The 16,596-nt window shown below is 57.1% G+C and carries 12 protein-coding genes; 7 read left to right on the top strand and 5 right to left on the bottom strand.

Features of this window, described 5'->3' with window-relative positions:
• Positions 1–129: 129 nt before the first annotated feature.
• On the bottom strand, positions 130–1,059 hold the full coding sequence (era, locus tag AC2IAX_RS07360; protein ID WP_494390315.1) for a GTPase Era: 930 nt from the start codon (positions 1,057–1,059) through the stop codon (positions 130–132).
• 437 nt (positions 1,060–1,496) lie between these two features.
• Here era and AC2IAX_RS07355 point away from each other — a divergent pair, with 437 nt between their 5' ends.
• The 3 genes from AC2IAX_RS07355 to AC2IAX_RS07345 all read left to right on the top strand — a co-directional run bounded on the left by AC2IAX_RS07355 (position 1,497) and on the right by AC2IAX_RS07345 (position 5,382).
• On the top strand, positions 1,497–2,852 hold the full coding sequence (locus AC2IAX_RS07355; protein ID WP_494389981.1) for a class I SAM-dependent methyltransferase: 1,356 nt from the start codon (positions 1,497–1,499) through the stop codon (positions 2,850–2,852).
• A gap of 212 nt (positions 2,853–3,064) precedes the next feature.
• Entirely contained in the window at positions 3,065–4,411 is a 1,347-nt protein-coding gene (locus tag AC2IAX_RS07350; RefSeq protein ID WP_494389980.1) for a class I SAM-dependent methyltransferase, read from the top strand.
• 482 nt (positions 4,412–4,893) lie between these two features.
• On the top strand, positions 4,894–5,382 hold the full coding sequence (locus tag AC2IAX_RS07345) for a type IV pilin-like G/H family protein (RefSeq protein ID WP_190354557.1): 489 nt from the start codon (positions 4,894–4,896) through the stop codon (positions 5,380–5,382).
• Positions 5,383–5,497: 115 nt separating this feature from the next.
• On the opposite strand, the gene AC2IAX_RS07340 is transcribed toward AC2IAX_RS07345, so the two are convergent.
• Positions 5,498–6,988 carry an aminotransferase class I/II-fold pyridoxal phosphate-dependent enzyme gene (locus AC2IAX_RS07340; RefSeq protein ID WP_494389979.1) on the bottom strand — a complete coding sequence of 497 codons (1,491 nt, stop codon included), beginning with the start codon at positions 6,986–6,988 and terminating at the stop codon, positions 5,498–5,500.
• 68 nt (positions 6,989–7,056) lie between these two features.
• Between AC2IAX_RS07340 and AC2IAX_RS07335 the strand changes: the two genes are divergently transcribed.
• The 3 genes from AC2IAX_RS07335 to AC2IAX_RS07325 all read left to right on the top strand — a co-directional run bounded on the left by AC2IAX_RS07335 (position 7,057) and on the right by AC2IAX_RS07325 (position 10,806).
• Positions 7,057–7,308, top strand: coding sequence for a YiaA/YiaB family inner membrane protein (locus AC2IAX_RS07335; protein WP_494389978.1), 252 nt, complete (start codon positions 7,057–7,059; stop codon positions 7,306–7,308).
• A gap of 423 nt (positions 7,309–7,731) precedes the next feature.
• On the top strand, positions 7,732–8,766 hold the full coding sequence (gene pdhA, locus AC2IAX_RS07330) for a pyruvate dehydrogenase (acetyl-transferring) E1 component subunit alpha (protein ID WP_494390314.1): 1,035 nt from the start codon (positions 7,732–7,734) through the stop codon (positions 8,764–8,766).
• Positions 8,767–9,276: 510 nt separating this feature from the next.
• A complete protein-coding gene (locus AC2IAX_RS07325; protein ID WP_494389977.1) occupies positions 9,277–10,806 on the top strand; it encodes an ABC transporter substrate-binding protein in 1,530 nt (509 codons plus the stop codon).
• A 10-nt stretch (positions 10,807–10,816) separates the two neighbouring features.
• On the opposite strand, the gene AC2IAX_RS07320 is transcribed toward AC2IAX_RS07325, so the two are convergent.
• Together AC2IAX_RS07320 and AC2IAX_RS07315 are read right to left on the bottom strand one after the other, a co-directional pair.
• On the bottom strand, positions 10,817–11,728 hold the full coding sequence (locus tag AC2IAX_RS07320; protein WP_494390313.1) for a metal ABC transporter permease: 912 nt from the start codon (positions 11,726–11,728) through the stop codon (positions 10,817–10,819).
• A gap of 8 nt (positions 11,729–11,736) precedes the next feature.
• Entirely contained in the window at positions 11,737–12,495 is a 759-nt protein-coding gene (locus AC2IAX_RS07315; protein ID WP_494389976.1) for a metal ABC transporter ATP-binding protein, read from the bottom strand.
• Between the two features lie 263 nt (positions 12,496–12,758).
• Here AC2IAX_RS07315 and AC2IAX_RS07310 point away from each other — a divergent pair, with 263 nt between their 5' ends.
• On the top strand, positions 12,759–13,874 hold the full coding sequence (locus tag AC2IAX_RS07310; protein WP_494390312.1) for a metal ABC transporter solute-binding protein, Zn/Mn family: 1,116 nt from the start codon (positions 12,759–12,761) through the stop codon (positions 13,872–13,874).
• A 40-nt stretch (positions 13,875–13,914) separates the two neighbouring features.
• On the opposite strand, the gene AC2IAX_RS07305 is transcribed toward AC2IAX_RS07310, so the two are convergent.
• Positions 13,915–16,383 (bottom strand): ATP-binding protein, encoded by a 2,469-nt coding sequence (locus AC2IAX_RS07305; RefSeq protein WP_494389975.1) that lies wholly within the window; start codon positions 16,381–16,383, stop codon positions 13,915–13,917.
• Between the last annotated feature and the right edge of the window lie 213 nt (positions 16,384–16,596).

Here is a 16,596-nt window from a genome sequence, read left to right as displayed (position 1 = left end):
AATCGCCTGAAAACCTGATGCTACCGTTACCGAATCGCTAGACAGCAAGGGGCTTAAGCCCCTTGTTACGATGACGGGAACCGGGGAAAGCAACTGGGTCGGCTGGCCCCCAGGAAATGATGGCGCTCCCTAATCTTCCTCAATGCGGTAACCCAAATCGGCCAGGCGAGCGGGCGATCGCCGCCACTTGGGTTGCAGTTTCACATACAACTCCAGGTAAACCTTGCCATCAATTAACTTTTGAATTTGTTCGCGGGCTGCTGTGCCGATCGCCTTCAGCATGGAACCGCCTTTGCCGATGAGAATTGCTTTTTGGCTGGCCCGTTCAATGTGAATTGTGGCCAAGACGCGGGTAATTTTCGGGGTTTCCTCCACCCGATCGATTTCCACCGCCACGGAATGGGGAATTTCATCCCGGGCATGGAGCAAAATTTGCTCGCGGATTAGCTCACCCATGATGAATCGTTCGGGGCGATCGGTCACCAATTCCGGGGGGTAATAAAACGGGCCCGGCGGCAGTCGATCGATCAGCGCCTGCAATAACTCCTCCGTGCCCTCGCCCTGGAGTGCCGAAAACCGCACGATCGGCCAACCCCGATCGGTCGCCAAGGCCGCGTAGGACTCTTCCACCGTCGGATCCGTTTGCAGATCAATTTTGTTCAGCCCCAAAACCACCGGCACGGGCGCTTGGGCCAACCATTCGGCCACGAAGCGATCGCCCCCGCCTGCTTCCACTGACCCATCCACCACAAACAGCAGCAAATCCGCCGAATGGATGGCCATGCGTGCATTGGCCACCAACACTTTGCCCAATTCGTGGTGAGGCTTATGAATTCCGGGCGTGTCTACAAACACAATTTGCGCATCATCCCGGGTCAGGATGCCCCGCAGTCGGTTGCGAGTGGTTTGGGCGATCGGGGAGACAATGGCCACTTTTTGCCCCACCAAACCATTCATCAGCGTGGACTTGCCCACATTGGGCCGCCCCACAATTCCCACAAAGCCCGATCGAAAATCGTCGGGAGCCGTCGGAATTCCCAAATTCAGCGCCTCTAGCATTTCATCCAACGAGTTGGCCACAGCGGCGCGATCGTCCGTTGGCTGGGAATGCTGTTCAATGCTCATAGGGTTGGGACTGACGATGTGGGAAATGGTGTTGGAGAAGATGGCAGGACAAGCCGTTCAAAAGTTTTCAGCCCACGGTGAAATCCATGGTGAAACCGATTGCTGAGCCGATTGTGCAGCCAATCGCTAAACAACTTGTTAAACAGCTTGTTAAACAAATTGTGAAACCAACTGTTAAAACGGATCGGCGATCGGGTGGCAGGTAGCGGATTTGGGGCGATCGCTTCGGGATCGAAATGGGGCAATATGGCCAAGGTAGCCTCGGCAACCGCTTGACCATGGCCAATCCATGGCCTCGTCAAGATTCTAACCCGCCCTTGCCGTTGGGTCTTCCCACCCTTGCGTTAGGACAACTATTCGTCAACCCCCGCATGACCGAGCCATCTCTTTTGCCCTCTCCCATCAACCCCGCTGACGATCCGCTTGAGGATCCCCTTGCCAAGGTGCGGGCCCAGTTCGATCGCGCCCCCTATCCCCGCATTCCGCTCGATCGCTTACCGGCCGAAACCCATACCTACTGGCACGATTTCCGCACCGCCTACTATCGTCGCAACCAAAAAATTGCCAACACCGAAGGGCGGTTGATGCTGGATGTGGGCTGTGGCAGTGGATATGGCGTGTTGAGCATGGCTTTGGCCAACCCCGGCGCGCGCATTGTGGGGGTGGACTTGTCGCCCGCTTCCGTGGACTTGGCCCAAAAACGCTTGGAGCACCATGGCTTGGGCGATCGCGTGGAATTTCATGCATTGGCAATGGAAGAGTTGCCGCAATTAGGCATGGAATTTGACTACATTAACTGCGATGAATTGCTATATCTGCAACCGGATCCCGCCGATGGGCTGGCGGCTATGAAAGCCGTCTTAAAACCCGATGGGATTATTCGTTCTAATCTCCATAGTCTTTATCAGCGATTTGACTATTTCAAGGCCCAAAGCTTGGCTCACCTGATTGGGTTGATGGATGACAACCCGGGTGAGCTGGAAATGGGAATTTTGACCGAATTGATGGAGTCTTTGAAAGATACAACACTCCTGAAAATGCGGGTTTGGGACTCTGAAAAAATGCAAAATGAGCAGCGGGTGATGATGAATCTGCTGTTCCAGCGCGATCGGGGATTCACCATCCCTCAGCTTTTTGACTATATCGATCGCTCCGGTCTGGAATTCATCAGCATGACCGATTGGCAGTCTTGGGAAGTGACGGATCTGTTCAAAGACCCAGAAAACATGCCCATTTCGATCGCCTTTGGCTTGTCGGAAGCGCCCATTTCCGATCAACTCCACTTTTTTGATTTGATTCGATCGAACCATCGACTTTTAGATTTCTGGTGTGGTCATCCCGACGCGGCACAACCCTGGACAGCCCTCAGCGACTGGGAACCAGAAGATTGGCATCAGTCCCGAGCAGCACTTCACCCGCAATTGGATACACCAGAATTTGCCGCAGACCTCAAAAATGTGGTCTTACAGGGCACTGATTTAAAGTTGGATCAGCACTTATCCCTGAAATGGGGCTGGGAATCGGTCAGCAGCGCGATCGCCCTTGGGTTGCTGCCCCTGTTGGAAGGGATGAAAACCTTTACGGAACTCGCAGATTCGCTGCAACAATTGCGCCCTGTGGATCCAGTAACTTTGGAGCCGATCGCACGCTCAGAAGTGGAAGCAGCCTTGCGTTATTTGCTCTCAGAGTTGGGTCAGGCAGGTTATCTGTTGGTTGAACTCGCTTGAGTTGAACTGAGCTAACAACTTGAGTTAGCAACTTGAGTTGGCAAATTGAGTTAGCAACTTGAATTGCTGAATTGAGTTGGTGAAGTGAATTCACCTGGCAGACATTCAGCAAAAATTCCCCAGAACTCAGATTGAGTGCAGCCGAATTAAGTCGAATCAAACTAAATCGACTTGATTGATTTTGAAGCCCTGATTGGAAGCCCTAATTTGCCATGAATTTTGAATCTTCCGCTGAACGAGAAGCCTGGATTCAGCGACAGTTTGATCAAACGCCCTACCCTCGCGAACCGATCGAAACGGCTCCCGATAGTCAACCCGATGAATTTCACGCCCATTCATTGGCCACCGCATTCTATGCCCGCGATCACCGATGCGTGAACTCCGACGGAATGCAGATTCTGGATGTGGGCTGCGGCAGTGGCTTCAAAGGTTTGATGTTGGCTCATCTGAACCCGGGAACAACCATCACCGGCATTGATCTTTCTCCGGCTTCGATCGATGTGGCGATCGAGCGGTTTCGGCGGTTTGATTTGCTCAATCGGGCCAAATTTTTAACCCTCAATATCGATCAGCTTCCTAGCCTTGATCAGCAATTTGACTACATCAATTGTGATGAGGTGTTGTACCTGCTGGAAGACCCCCTCGCCAGCCTGCAGTTAATGGCCAGCGTGCTGAAACCGACGGGTATTTTGCGAGTGAATCTGCATAGCTTCAACACTCGAATTCCCGTGCTTTGTGCCCAGGAATTTTTGCGCGATGTGGGAGCGATTACCCCCGATCGGGATGAAAAAACCACCATGGCCCTGGTGGAATCCATTGTTTTGTCCCTGAATCCGCGCAATGTGGATGTGCGGAAAATGTGGGATCGCAATGACACCGATAATCCTGATGTTCGCGAGCGAATCTTGGCCTTTAATTTCATGCTCCACGGCGATCGGGGATTTTCGGTGCCGGAGGTGTTTGACCTAATTGAGGGTGCGAATTTGCAGCTTATTGCCCCGGTGGAACCCCAGGATTGGGCGGTGAAAACCATGCTGGATCTGGAGCAATTTCCCGAGGAACTGCGATCGCGGCTTGAGCAAATCAGTTGGCGTGAACAAATGTATTGGCACGATCTGTTGGTCAGCCGCAACCGGTTGATCGACATATTCTGTACGCCAAAACCCATGGCAGAACCGCCGAAGTCGCCCACGGTTGAACAGTTGGCCCAGCAGCCCGATCGCACCCAAGCGGTGCTGCACCCCCTGCTGAATAATCCAGACTTTGAAGCGGCCCTCGTGGAATCCTGCCGCTACCTCAAGCCCCTGAACTTCGCGAAATTTTTGCGGCGGCCGGAAGGCATCGCGGCGGCCAGTGCCAGCCTAGTGCCCGTCTTGGTTCCGCTGTTGACGGGCCCCCAACCGATTACGCAACTGATCGATCGGTTCATGCGAGTGCGCCCCCTGAACCCAGTCGATCGCTCACCGGCCGATCGCGCCAGTGCCACCCAAGCGGTCTGCACCTTCTTGCGAGACCTCGAAACCTTCGGCTACATCTTCCTAGAGGCCATTGAGGCCTAGAGCCTGTCGTCAAATCGCCTGAAACCCTGATCCCACCGTCAACAGATCGTGGAAGACAAGGGGCTGAAGCCCCTTGCTACTGAACGGTTTGGCAACGGTAGCAATCATTTGAACGGTAGCAATCATTTGAGCTGACCTACCGAAATAAGCTTGCCGCAGTACTGGAGTTGACCTAGAGTTCAGCATCTCCCAAAAGGCATTCCTTGGGCATCCCGAAAAATGGTGCTGATCAGGTGCTACGCCAGTCCGTTAACATCGCAAGAATCCTGATCCTGATCCAAAAGCCACCCCAAAAATCCTGGGGGTTGACTCTCGAACATGCTTGCTTGGTCAGGGTTTTCAGGCTTTTTCCCTTGACCCCAAAAAAATTCTGCTGCGGTTGATATGAATCCCCAGTAACCTGGGTAAGTTGCAAGCATGAGGGGAACAAAATCCCCACCTTCCCAACCTTCCTCCCCCGACTCTCGAGGAGACTATCCCAGATGAAAGCTGAATTCAAAGCCAAGCTGATCCAACACCTCGCCCAGCGCCGCAACAGCGAAGAAGGCTTCACCCTGATTGAACTGCTGGTTGTAATCATCATCATCGGTATTCTGGCAGCAATTGCTCTGCCTTCCTTCCTCAACCAAGCCGCTAAGGCTCGTCAGTCGGAAGGTAGCACCTATGTTGGTTCGCTCAACCGTGCTCAACAGGCTTACTACGTGGAGCAAGGCAAGTTCGCGGCTGACCTGAAGACCCTGAACGCTGGTATCAAGGAAAAAACCGATAACTTCGAGTACAAGACCGTTGGTACTGACACGGAAGCAACCAGCACCGCTGATAAGCTGCAAGCTTCTCTGAAGAGCTTCAAGGGCGTGGTGAAGTTGGAAGACCAACAAGCCAAGGCTATCTTGTGCATCACGGCTAAGGAAAATGAAGCTGCTAGTGCCGCTACCAAGTTGGCTAGCGACTCTACCAAGGATTGCAACTAATCAAGGCTAGCGCAGTCCATTGCGAAGATGGATAGCCTTGGGTGGAGCCAGTGTTGTCGCTGGCTCCACCTTGTTTTTGGGGGTTAATCAACAGAATTTTCCGTAACCTGGTCGCTTAGCGATCGGCTGGGATGAGGACAAGACATTGTTGAACGCTGGGGTCAGCACAGCCGGTGCAGTCGCCGCCGAGGGCCAGGGTTTGCTGAATTTGGCCGATCGCCTCGGAAGTGATGATTTCCCCAGGCACAATCACAGGAATTCCCGGTGGATAGGGACAGATCCACTCAGCGGCAATGCGCCCGATCGCCCGGTTAAGGTCGATCGGCTCGGTGGGAAGCTGGCTGGCCTGGCGCGGAGTCAGCGGGGCCGGACTGGGGGGCGCAAGCAATCCGGCGACCGCATCCAGCCCCCGATCGAGAGCCATTTGGGGCGATCGCGCCAGGGCCGCCAAAGCCGCCACCAAGCGATCGGCTTCTTGGTCGGTGTTGGCCGGTGTCCAAACAAAGGTTAAGTGTTGAGGGCTGCTGAGTTCGGCGGTGATGCCCCAATCTTGGTCTAACGCTTCATCGGCCTGGTAACCATTCCAGCCAGCCAAGTGAACGGTCAAGCGCGATCGATCCAGATTGGGCCCCGCAAGGACTCGAATCGCTCGATCGCCCGCCAACTGCGATCGCACCCGATCGACCCGCGCCAGCGTTTCGCCCCAATCAACTTGACCCCGCAGCGCCACCCGTCGCCGGGCCGCATCCAAGCTGGCCATCAGCAAGTAGCTGGGGCTGCTGGAGGTGACCCATCGCAGCACTTGATTCAACCGATCGCGATCGATCAAAGCCTGGGGGTGTAAATGAAGCAGCGCCGATTGGGTTAAGGAACCAAGGGTTTTGTGAGCCGAAGCCACCACCAGATCCGCGCCGGCCGCCAAGGGAGCGATCGGGAGTTCTGGATGCAACCCAAAGTGGGCCCCGTGGGCCGCATCGATCATTAAGGGAATGCCGTGCGATCGCGTTAGTTGGGCGATCGCGGGCAAATCCGAAACCCAACCGTGATAGGTCGGTGACACCAGCAGCACCGCCTTCGCTTGGGGATAGGTCGCCAGGGCTTGGGCGATCGCCTCGGGAGTCACCACCGTGGGCATTTGCCATTCCCGATCGACCGCTGGCCAAACCCAGCAGGGCCGTGCCCCCGCAAGAATCAAACCGGACAAAACCGATTGATGGGCATTGCGAGCCACAATCAGCGAGTCGCCATCCTGGCAAACGGCCCCGATCGCCGCCACCAGTCCGCTCGTGGCCCCATTCACCAAAAATCGAGTGAGGCCCGCCCCAAAGCAATCGGCCGCCAACGCTTCGGCCGCCGCGATCGCGCCCTGGGGAGCCGCCCAATTATCCAATCCCTCCAGTTCTGTCAAATCCCAGGCCCAGCAGTCGCCCCAAGCATCCGCCAACAGCGGGTCGATCGCCTGGCCCTTATGACCCGGCACATGAAACCGCCCCGCTCGGCGGCCTGCGCGATCGGCCAGCGCCTCGATCAGGGGTGCGGCTTGCTGACACTCAGCGTGATGACCCGTGATTGCATTCGAGATCGCAAACTGTCCCCCCAATTCCATTCATCCTCATCCTGTATTTCACAATCAATTCATTCAAGCCATTCCTTCCACCCCAAACACCCTCTACCATGCGCCACACCACCGCCTGGATCGTCCAAGTTTGGCTATCGTTTCTGTTTTCAACCGGTGGTACAGCCCTCTGCATCTATTACCTTCCGGTCGATGCCTGGATGAAATTTGCCATGTCCATGGGCTTGGGTTTCACCATCAGCTCAACCCTAACGCTGGCCAAAACCACCCGCGACCAATACGAAGTTAAACAATTGGTGGCTAAGGTCGAAGAAGCCAAGGTTGAAAAACTGCTGGCCCAACATCACTAACAAAAGGGGACTGAGCAATCTTTTGAGGTGCTCGCAAATCACCAATCACCCTGGGGTAAGGGGCTGAGGGCTAGTTGTCAAGCCGCCTAAAACCCTGATTCCACCGTGACAAGATCGTGGGGGACAAGGGGCCGAAACCCCTGAGCTAGAGCAGTTAGGACATCGTGGGGGGCAAGGGGCTTAAGCCCCTTGTCTAGGGCAGTTAGGACACGAAAACCTGACTCGCCGCCCCTGCGCCCAACTAGCGCCGCGATCGCCCAACCGCGCGGGGACTGCCAAAGTCCGGTACTATGTTGAACTGGATTTCTCAAAAAATTAGCCGCGCAACCGGTGGGATAGCGCAATCGATCGCCGCCACCCTTGCCCAGCCAATCCGAACCCTCTGAATTGACCGACTCAGCCCGCAACCCCAGCACCAGCGAAATGGTACAAGAACGCGTACTTCCCGCAACCCCGACCACCCGCGCCACCGTCACCCGCGAAGAAGGGCTTATGCTCTACGAAGACATGGTGCTGGGTCGCCTTTTTGAAGACAAGTGCGCCGAGATGTACTATCGCGGCAAAATGTTTGGCTTCGTTCACCTCTACAACGGCCAAGAAGCCGTTTCGACGGGGGTGATTCGGGCTTTGCGCCGCGATGCCAATGATTATGTGGCTAGTACCTATCGTGATCACGTTCATGCCCTGAGTGCTGGTGTGCCCGCCCGGGAAGTGATGTCAGAGCTGTTTGGTAAGGTGACGGGTTGCAGCAAGGGCCGTGGCGGTTCCATGCACTTGTTCTCGGAGCCGCATCGACTGCTGGGGGGCTATGCCTTTGTGTCGGAAGGAATTCCGGTGGCGACGGGGGTGGCCTTCCAAAGCAAGTATCGACGCGAAGCCATGAATGACCCCAGTTCTGACGGGGTGACCGTTTGCTTCTTTGGGGATGGAGCCGCGAACAATGGCCAGTTCTTTGAATGCTTGAACATGGCGGCCCTCTGGAAGCTGCCGGTGATCTATGTCATTGAGAACAATAAGTGGGCGATCGGGATGGCCCACGAGCGTGCCACCTCCGTGCCCGAAATCTACAAAAAAGGCCCCGCGTTCGGGATGCCCGGCGTAGAAGTGGACGGGATGGATGTGTTGGCGGTGCGTGGTGTTGCCCAAGAGGCGATCGCCCGGGCCCGCGCTGGCGAAGGCCCCACGGTCATTGAAGCCCTGACCTATCGTTTCCGGGGTCACTCCTTGGCCGATCCGGATGAACTGCGAGCAAAGGAAGAAAAGGAAGTTTGGAGTAAGCGCGATCCGATTACTCGCTTGGCCGATCACCTGCTGGGTGAAGGATTGGTGAAGGCGGAAGAACTGAAGGAGATCGATCGCCGAATTCAAGAGCATGTGAACGACGCGGTGAAATTTGCCCTCGACAGCCCTGAACCGGATCCCAAGGATCTGTACAAGTACATTTTTGCGGAAGATTAGGGCCTGTCGTTACTTCCTGGGATCCAGTGAAAACGGTTGATCTGTCATACCCTAACCACCCTAGACAAGGGGCTTAAGCCCCTTGCCCCCCACGATCCGCCAACAGTCAGTGGAATCAGGGTTTCCAGCGATTTGACAACATGGACTAGACCAGCCAACGCCCGAAAAAACCGTAGGGTTGAGCTAATCGAAAGCTAAGGCGATCGTCCGTCAGAAACCGCCAAACTCCGCATAAACTGGGGCGAAGGGTCATCCTTCCTGCCCCAGTTTTTGATCGGACAAATCGGACAAACAGATCGCACAGACTTTCCGATCGAGCGATTGGCGCGAATGATTGAGCGAACCCATCGATCAGATACTGGCAACAGCAATGGTTGAAGCAGGTCGAAATGATCAAAACGGAAATGATCAAAATAAAGGACTGCCGTATCGGGTCATTGTTGATCGGGTCATTGTTTTGACGGATTGGCTGTGGGGTGACCTGTTGATCCAGCCATCGCGGTTTTGCCCATGAGTCGTCGCTCCCAAGATGCCCCATTACTGATTACGGCCCTGTTCATGTCCTTGGCCCTGTTGGGTGGGGGCTATTGGTTGGTGCGATCGAACGGGCTTTTGGGCAGCGAGAGTCCAACCCCATCGACCACCCATAATCCCCAAGGGGGGCCGGCCCCGTCCTTGAGCAGTGGCGAGCAGGTTTTGTTGGCAGATTCGCCCGATAAGTTGGCGGCGGCAGCGGCGGGGCAAGCTGGGGATTCAATCCAGGCGATCGCCCTGTTGCGCAAAAGTTTGCAGCAGCGGCCCAACGATCCGGAAGCCCTGATTTATTTGAATAATTGGCTGGCGCGGGAGGCTCCGCAGCGGACGATCGCCGTGGTTGTGCCGGCGGCTAATTTGCCCGATGTGGCCAAGGAGTTGCTGCGGGGAGTGGCGCAGGCCCAAGCCCAGTGGAATCAGGGCGATCGGGAGCGATCCGGCCCGAAGCCTGCCTGGCGATTGCGAGTGGTGATTGCGGATGACAGCAACAACCCGGTCACCGCCAAAGCCGTGGCCGAAACCCTCGCGGCAGATCCTCGGGTGTTGGGGGTGGTGGGCCATTTCAGCTCCACCACTTCGCTGGCGGCGGCTGGGGTTTATCAACGGGCTGGGCTGCCGATGATTTCCCCTTCCAGCACGGCGGTGACCCTTAGTGGGTTGGGGGATGCGGTGTTGCGAACGGTTCCGAGCGATCGACAGGCGGGACAAGCCCTAGCGATGGTGGCCCGTCAGCAGTTGAAACTGGCGCGTGTCTCGGTGTTTTACAACACCAAAAGCGCCTATAGCCAATCCCTGAAAACGGAATTTGTGCAACAGTTCATGGCCGACGGCCAGGGCCAGGTGCAGTTGCAGGAAATGGGTTCCGATCCGATCGATGCGCAACGGGCGATCGGTCAGGCCCAATCGTTCAAAACGGAGGGCTTGGTGCTGTTTGGGGAACGCCAAAGCCAGGGTAGCGAGGGGTTAGTGCTCTTGGGCGATCGCTCAACGCTGCCCTCAGCTCTGGCCATCGTGGAAGCCAATCAAGGGCGGCTGCCGGTGTTGGGGGGCGATTCCATTTATTCACTGGATTTGCTGAAGTTGGGAGCCAGTGCCCAGGGCACTATTCTGGCGATTCCCTGGCATTCGGATTTGCCCCAATCGCTGGATTTTGCCAAGGCCATGCGTCGTCGTTGGGGTGGGGATGTGAATTGGCGAACGGCGATGGCCTACGATGCGGCCCAGGCTTTAATTCAAGCGATTGATCAGGAAATTACTCAAAAACCTGATCAAAAACCAAATCAAAAACCGGTTTCCAGCAGCAATCTGAACGAGGCCCAAGACCCCACGCGATCGGCTGTAAAGGCTGCGTTGCATCGGGCCGACTTCCAAGCGGCGGGGGCTTCCGCTGCCGTGCGCTTTGCCACCACGGGCGATCGCTCATTACCCCTCGTGCTAATTACGGTACGGGAGGGCAATCGATCGGGCACGGGGTTTGATTTCCGGTTGTTGAATCCTGGCCCCTAAGTGCCCACTTCTAGGAATCGGTTCCATCAGTCGATTCGGAATTGATCGCATGGGAATCGATCGGGCTATGGCCCACGGCCTTGGCCCGCCAGCCTTGGAACAAAACCCCCTGACGCGGGCTAAACAACAGCGACAACACAAAGAACCCGGAAGCCACCAGCACGATCGCCGGCCCCGAAGGCAAATTGAAAAAATAACTGAGATACAGCCCCGCCACACTGGAGCAACAACCCAACAAGGCCCCCAGCCCCATCATTTGGTGCAGCCGAGGCACGAGCAAATAGGCCGTGGCCGGCGGCGTAATCAACAGGGCCAACACCAACACCACCCCCACCGCCTTCATGCTGGCCACAATCGTGATGGCGATCGCGGTGGTTAGGCCCCAATCGAGCCAACGGACAGGTAAGCCCGCCGCCTGGGCCCCGAGGCGATCGAACGTATAAAAGTGCAGTTCCTTATAGCAAAGGGCGATCGCCCCAAGCACTAGCGCCGCCGCCAATCCCGTATCCCACAGGTCGCCGCTGGTCACCGCCAAGAGATTGCCGAATAGGAAATGATTGAGATCGATTTTGTTGTCTTTTTGGATCGTGGTGATCAACACAATTCCCAGGGCGAAAAAGGCCGAAAGGACAATGCCCATGGCCGCATCTTCCTTGAGGGGCGATCGATTGCGGATAAAGTCAATGGCTGCCGCGCTCACCAACCCAGCCACCAGGGCCCCTAGGAACAAGCTGCCACCCATGGCAAAGGCGATCGCCAAGCCCACCAACAGAGAATGGCTGATGGCATCGCCCAATAGGGCCATGCGCTGCACCAAAAGATAGCTGCCCGTGCAGGCACAAAGCAGGCCCACCACCACCGCCGCCACCAACGATCGCTGAAAAAAGGTGTATTGCAGCGGCTCCGCCAGGGCTTGCAGCAGCCCGTCCACTAGGCGGCCTCCTGAAAAAATTTCACCCGGCTGCCATAGGCCCGTTGCAAATTCAGGTCATTCAACACCGCCGCCCGATCGCCTGCGGCCACCAATTGGCGATTGAGCAGCACCAAATCATCGAAATGGGTAATCGACTCGCCCAAATCATGATTCACCACCATCACCACCTTGCCGTCTTGGGCCAGTTCCCGAAACAGGTCAAACAAGATGGCCTCATTGCGCCGATCGACCCCCACGAAGGGTTCATCAAAACAAAACACGTCCGCTTCTTGGGCGATCGAGCGGGCTAAAAACACCCGCTGCTGTTGCCCTCCCGATAGCTGAGCGATCGGGCGATCGCGCAATTCCCACAGGCCCACCCGCTCCAGGGCCGCCCGGGCCGCTTGGCGGCTGGTGTTGGAAAAGGGCCGCAGCCAGCCCGTTTTGCGTGTTCGCCCCATCAACACCACATCCCAAACCGTGGCCGGGTAATCCAAATCCACCTGCGATCGTTGGGCCACATAGGCCACGCGATCGAGCTGTTGTTGCAAAGGGCGATCGCCATAGACCACCCGCCCCGCCGCGATCGGCACCAGACCCAGCATGGCCTTCATCAGGGTGCTTTTGCCCGCCCCATTGGGCCCCACCACGCCCGTCAGCCGCCCGGGCTGGATGCGCAAACTCACATCCAGAAGCGCCTGCACACCGTGATAGGCAGCATTTAAGTGGTCAATTTCGATCGCATGAGTGCTCATCATCATTGGAGTTGGGCCCATGGGCAAAAAAAGTCCAGATCAAATCGTGCGAAATGACCTGAACCCGATCTAGCAGCTACCTGCCTCTCACGATATCAAACCGAGAAAGATCATGAAAAGATTATGAATAAAATTATGAAATAATAATGAAAGTTACGTCAAGCCCTCCCAGCGCTCTGATTGGGGCCCAGGCTACGGGCCCTTGGGCAAAACACCGCGATCGGGCTGGGGTTGGCCCCGGTCTTGCTGGCGGTGGCTTGATGATGGCAATGGAGAAATGGCACATGATTCGACCCTTAGAACCCCGAAAACCACGGCAGCAATTACGCCAGCAATTACGCCAAAAATCACCACTGGCATCACCGCGAAAACACCACACAACCGGCCAGCCCTCGATCGGGCAGCGGGGCCCCGGTTTTGCCTGGGGGCGATGGCTGGGCAGCTTGGGGATTGGGGTCTTGCTGGTGAGCTGTGGGTTAGGAGAACGACCCAGCGGGCCCGATCGGCCCATGGTGGTGGTCACCAGCACGATTTTGACGGACTTAACCCAACGGGTGGCGGGTGATGAAGTGATCGTGAAAGGCTTGCTCAGACCCGGTGACGATCCCCACCTCTATGAACCCGTGCCGCGCGATACGGTGGCGATCGAGCGGGCAGACCGCATTTTTTACAACGGCTATAACCTGGAGCCGGGGATTATTAAGCTGATTCAATCTTCGGGGCAGACGGCCAAGGCTGTGGCGATCGGGGAGCGAGTGCCGGCCCTCACCCTACCCAAAGAGGGCGCAACGGTTCCGGATCCCCATGTGTGGGGCAGCGCCCGCAATGGCATGGTGATGGTGATGGCGATTCGGGATGAATTAAGCAAGCTTTCCCCGGACGATCGGGCGGCGTTTGTGGCCAATGCCGATCGGTTGTTGGGGGAACTCCAGCAGCTTGATCAATGGATCGGTAACCAAATTCAAACCATTCCCACCGCCCAGCGACGACTGGTGACCACCCACGATGCCTTTCAGTACTATGCCCAAGCCTACAAAATTCCGGTGCTCGGAACCCTGATTGGCATTAGCACCGAGGAGCAGCCCAGCGCCCAAACCATGGCCCGAATGGCGGCGGCCATTCGCCAAGCCAAAGTGCCGGCAATTTTTGCAGAAACGACCATTAACCCGGCTTTGATTGAGACGGTGGCGGCGGAAAGTGGTGCCACCCTGGCTCCCGACAAGCTCTATGCGGATTCGATCGGGGTGGCTGGGGGGCCGGCCGAGAGCTACGTGAAGATGTTGGCGCAAAATACGCGGTCGATCGTGCGGGCCTTGGGTGGGCACGATCGACCCTTTGCGCCGAGCCTTGCGCCCGCCAGTGCGCCCACTCCCTCAAGCGCTCCAGCCACGCCGCGTTAGGCTGGCTGAAGGGGTTAATCAACAGCCAAACTGCAACCGCTCAGGTGCGGCAACTGGGCGGCAGGGGCAGCAACACCGGCAGCCGAATCACGAATTCTGTGCCCCATTCCGGGTCGGAAGTCCAGTCGATCGTGCCGCCGTGATTTTCGACCACAATTTGATAGGTGATGGACAGGCCCAAGCCCGTGCCGCGACCCACGGGCTTGGTGGTGAAGAAGGGATTAAACAGATGGGGGCGAATGTCGTCAGAAATCCCATAGCCCGAATCACGAATGGCAATTTCCGCGATCGATTGGGGGCCGTTGCTCAACAGGCGAGTGCTGATTTTCAAGATGGCGGGCCGATCGATCGACTCCATCGCATCGATGGCATTGCCAATCAGGTTCATCAACACCTGGGCCATTTGCCCTCCATGGCAAGTCACTAGGGGCAATTCTCCCCGATCGATCTCCAATTGAATGCCCCCAAACCGCCCATTGGGTTCCAGCCGGTGGCGCAGGAGGGTGAGGGTTTCGTCCAAACATTCGTGGAGATTGGTGGGTTTCATCCCTGCCCGATCGAGCCGAGCAAAGTTGCGCAGGGAAAGGACAATTTGCCGAATGCGCTCCGCTGCCAACCCCATGGCTTCCAGGAGTTTGGTGAAGTCTTGGCGAACAAAGGTTAAATCAATGTCCCGCAACAGTTGGTCGATCGCCTCGTGGGCTTCGGGATAGGTCGATCGATAGGTGTCAATCACCCTCAGCAATTCCGCCAAATATTGCCGGGCATATTTCAAATTGCCATGGACAACGGCGATCGGGTTGTTGATTTCGTGGGCAATGCCGGCCACCATTTGCCCCAGGCTGGACATCTTTTCGCTTTGGAACAGTTGCATTTGGGTGGACTGCAACTCATCCAGGGCTTGGGCCAGGCGATTGGCCTGGTCGCGGGCTTGGCGGGCCTTGTCTTGGGCATCGGTGTAGAGGGCCGCTTGATCCAGGGCGATCGCCAATTGGTCGCACACCCCCCGCAACAGGCCCACCTCGCTTTCGCTCCAAATCCGATCGCCCCGATGCTCCACACAGGCCACCGCCCCCAAAAAGGTGGTGCGGCTGCCCTGAACCGGCAAAATCAGCGCGGCCCCCGCCGACAGTTGCGCCAAAAATTCCTGCACCGTAATCGCCGCCGGCCGCACCACCTCATCGGTGCAAACAATTTCCCACTGCAACAGCAACGGCGCGACTCCCGCCGCCAAGCCATGTAACTGCTTGCCCACAAAGCTCGGTAGACTGCCCTGGGCCGACTCGGCCGCCACTTCCCAATAGGATTGCTCCAGGAAGGTCACATCCTTGTTCACCGGCCGGGGGCAATAGTTCAAAAACAAGCAGCGATCGACATGCAGGAGCGATCGAATCTCCTGCACCGCCGCTTGCAAAACCACTTCCACATCCAGGGATTGGCGAATTTGCCCCGCCAACCGAAACAGCAGCGCCTCTCGCCGCGACATCAAGGCCTCGCGGGCCCAAGCCCGGTCAATGGCCATGGCCAAGACGCTGGCAATCCAACCCAGGGCCCCATGCTCCGCCGACACCATGGGCCGCCGCCCAAACAGGGCCATTACCCCCACCAGTTGGTCATCTACAATCAGGGGATAGCCCGCAAAGGCCACAACCTGCTCACTGTCGAGCCAATCGCGGGCCTCAAAGTTGGGGTCGGTGGCGGTGCAGTTGGTCAGGTAGGGTTGGCGACTCTGGGCGATCGCCCCCACCAGGGAAGCCCCGATCGGGATATAGGTGGGAAATTCCGCCACCAGGGAATGTTGGCCGGCTGAGGCCCGCAACTCCAGCAACCGCGCCTCCCGGTTATAGGTCCAAACCCGCACAAAGGGCACTTGCAGGGCCCCGGCGATCGTTTGGGTGCAGCGTTGCAACACTTCCGACAACGATCCCCCAGACGCAAGGGCCGCCCCCACTTCCGCCTCCAGCTTGGACAGCCGGGCCCGCTCAATCAACACTCGATCGGCCAAGCGCCGTTCCGTGATGTCGTGGCAGTTCACCACAATGCCGCGCACGGCCGAATCGTCCAGCAGATTGGTGGTGACCGCATCAAAAAAACGCCAAGAGCCGTCCCCATGGCGCACGCGATAATCCGACAGCCGTTGACTCACGCCGGGTTGGGCCAGGGCCGCCGCGATCGTGCCTTGGACGGCGGGCAAATCTGCCGGATGCACGAAGTTCTCGACCGGTTGCCCCACGGTTTCAGCGGAGGTGTAGCCTAAAATGCCCTCGGTGGAGGGGCTGACGTAGCGAAAAATTCCGCAACTGTCCAAAATCACTACAATATCCGTGGCTTTCTCAATCAGAGATTGAAAATTGACCTGATGCTCATCAAAGCTAGCGGCCCGGTAGGGGGGAGCCGAATCGGCCTCCGGGTGCAGAGCAATGCTCGCGTCAGGTTCTGACCGAGACGGTGGGGTCGATGGTGAGGTCGATCCAGCAGGAGATGAGGCGGTGCTGAACGGGTCGGTCATGGGGCTAGGCAACAGGACTTCTCGAAGGCAGGATGACGGATCCCCAGGGGCGATCGCACGGGGCGATCAACGCTTCCCATACGTTAACAACAGTCTGAAAGGACGGCCTGAATTATTTTGGGAAGAATTGCTTTGGGAAGAATGACTTTGGGAAGTCTGTCGGGAATGATTGGGGGACTGGGCTGAAGCTGAGGAGACTGGGGCCAGCGGCTT

It is taken from the genome of Limnothrix sp. HT2024 (assembly GCF_059138625.1).
Note: the sequence above shows the minus strand (reverse complement) of the source record. Positions and strands in the feature narration are given on the sequence as shown.

Bases quoted from the DNA above. Each gene is read 5' to 3' on its own strand.
- era (WP_494390315.1), bottom strand. From the start codon at position 1,059: ATGCTAGAGGCGCTGAATTTGGGAATTCCGACGGCTCCCGACGATTTT.
- AC2IAX_RS07355 (WP_494389981.1), top strand. From the start codon at position 1,497: ATGACCGAGCCATCTCTTTTGCCCTCTCCCATCAACCCCGCTGACGAT.
- AC2IAX_RS07350 (WP_494389980.1), top strand. From the start codon at position 3,065: ATGAATTTTGAATCTTCCGCTGAACGAGAAGCCTGGATTCAGCGACAG.
- AC2IAX_RS07345 (WP_190354557.1), top strand. From the start codon at position 4,894: ATGAAAGCTGAATTCAAAGCCAAGCTGATCCAACACCTCGCCCAGCGC.
- AC2IAX_RS07340 (WP_494389979.1), bottom strand. From the start codon at position 6,988: ATGGAATTGGGGGGACAGTTTGCGATCTCGAATGCAATCACGGGTCAT.
- AC2IAX_RS07335 (WP_494389978.1), top strand. From the start codon at position 7,057: ATGCGCCACACCACCGCCTGGATCGTCCAAGTTTGGCTATCGTTTCTG.
- pdhA (WP_494390314.1), top strand. From the start codon at position 7,732: ATGGTACAAGAACGCGTACTTCCCGCAACCCCGACCACCCGCGCCACC.
- AC2IAX_RS07325 (WP_494389977.1), top strand. From the start codon at position 9,277: ATGAGTCGTCGCTCCCAAGATGCCCCATTACTGATTACGGCCCTGTTC.
- AC2IAX_RS07315 (WP_494389976.1), bottom strand. From the start codon at position 12,495: ATGGGCCCAACTCCAATGATGATGAGCACTCATGCGATCGAAATTGAC.
- AC2IAX_RS07310 (WP_494390312.1), top strand. From the start codon at position 12,759: ATGATTCGACCCTTAGAACCCCGAAAACCACGGCAGCAATTACGCCAG.
- AC2IAX_RS07305 (WP_494389975.1), bottom strand. From the start codon at position 16,383: ATGACCGACCCGTTCAGCACCGCCTCATCTCCTGCTGGATCGACCTCA.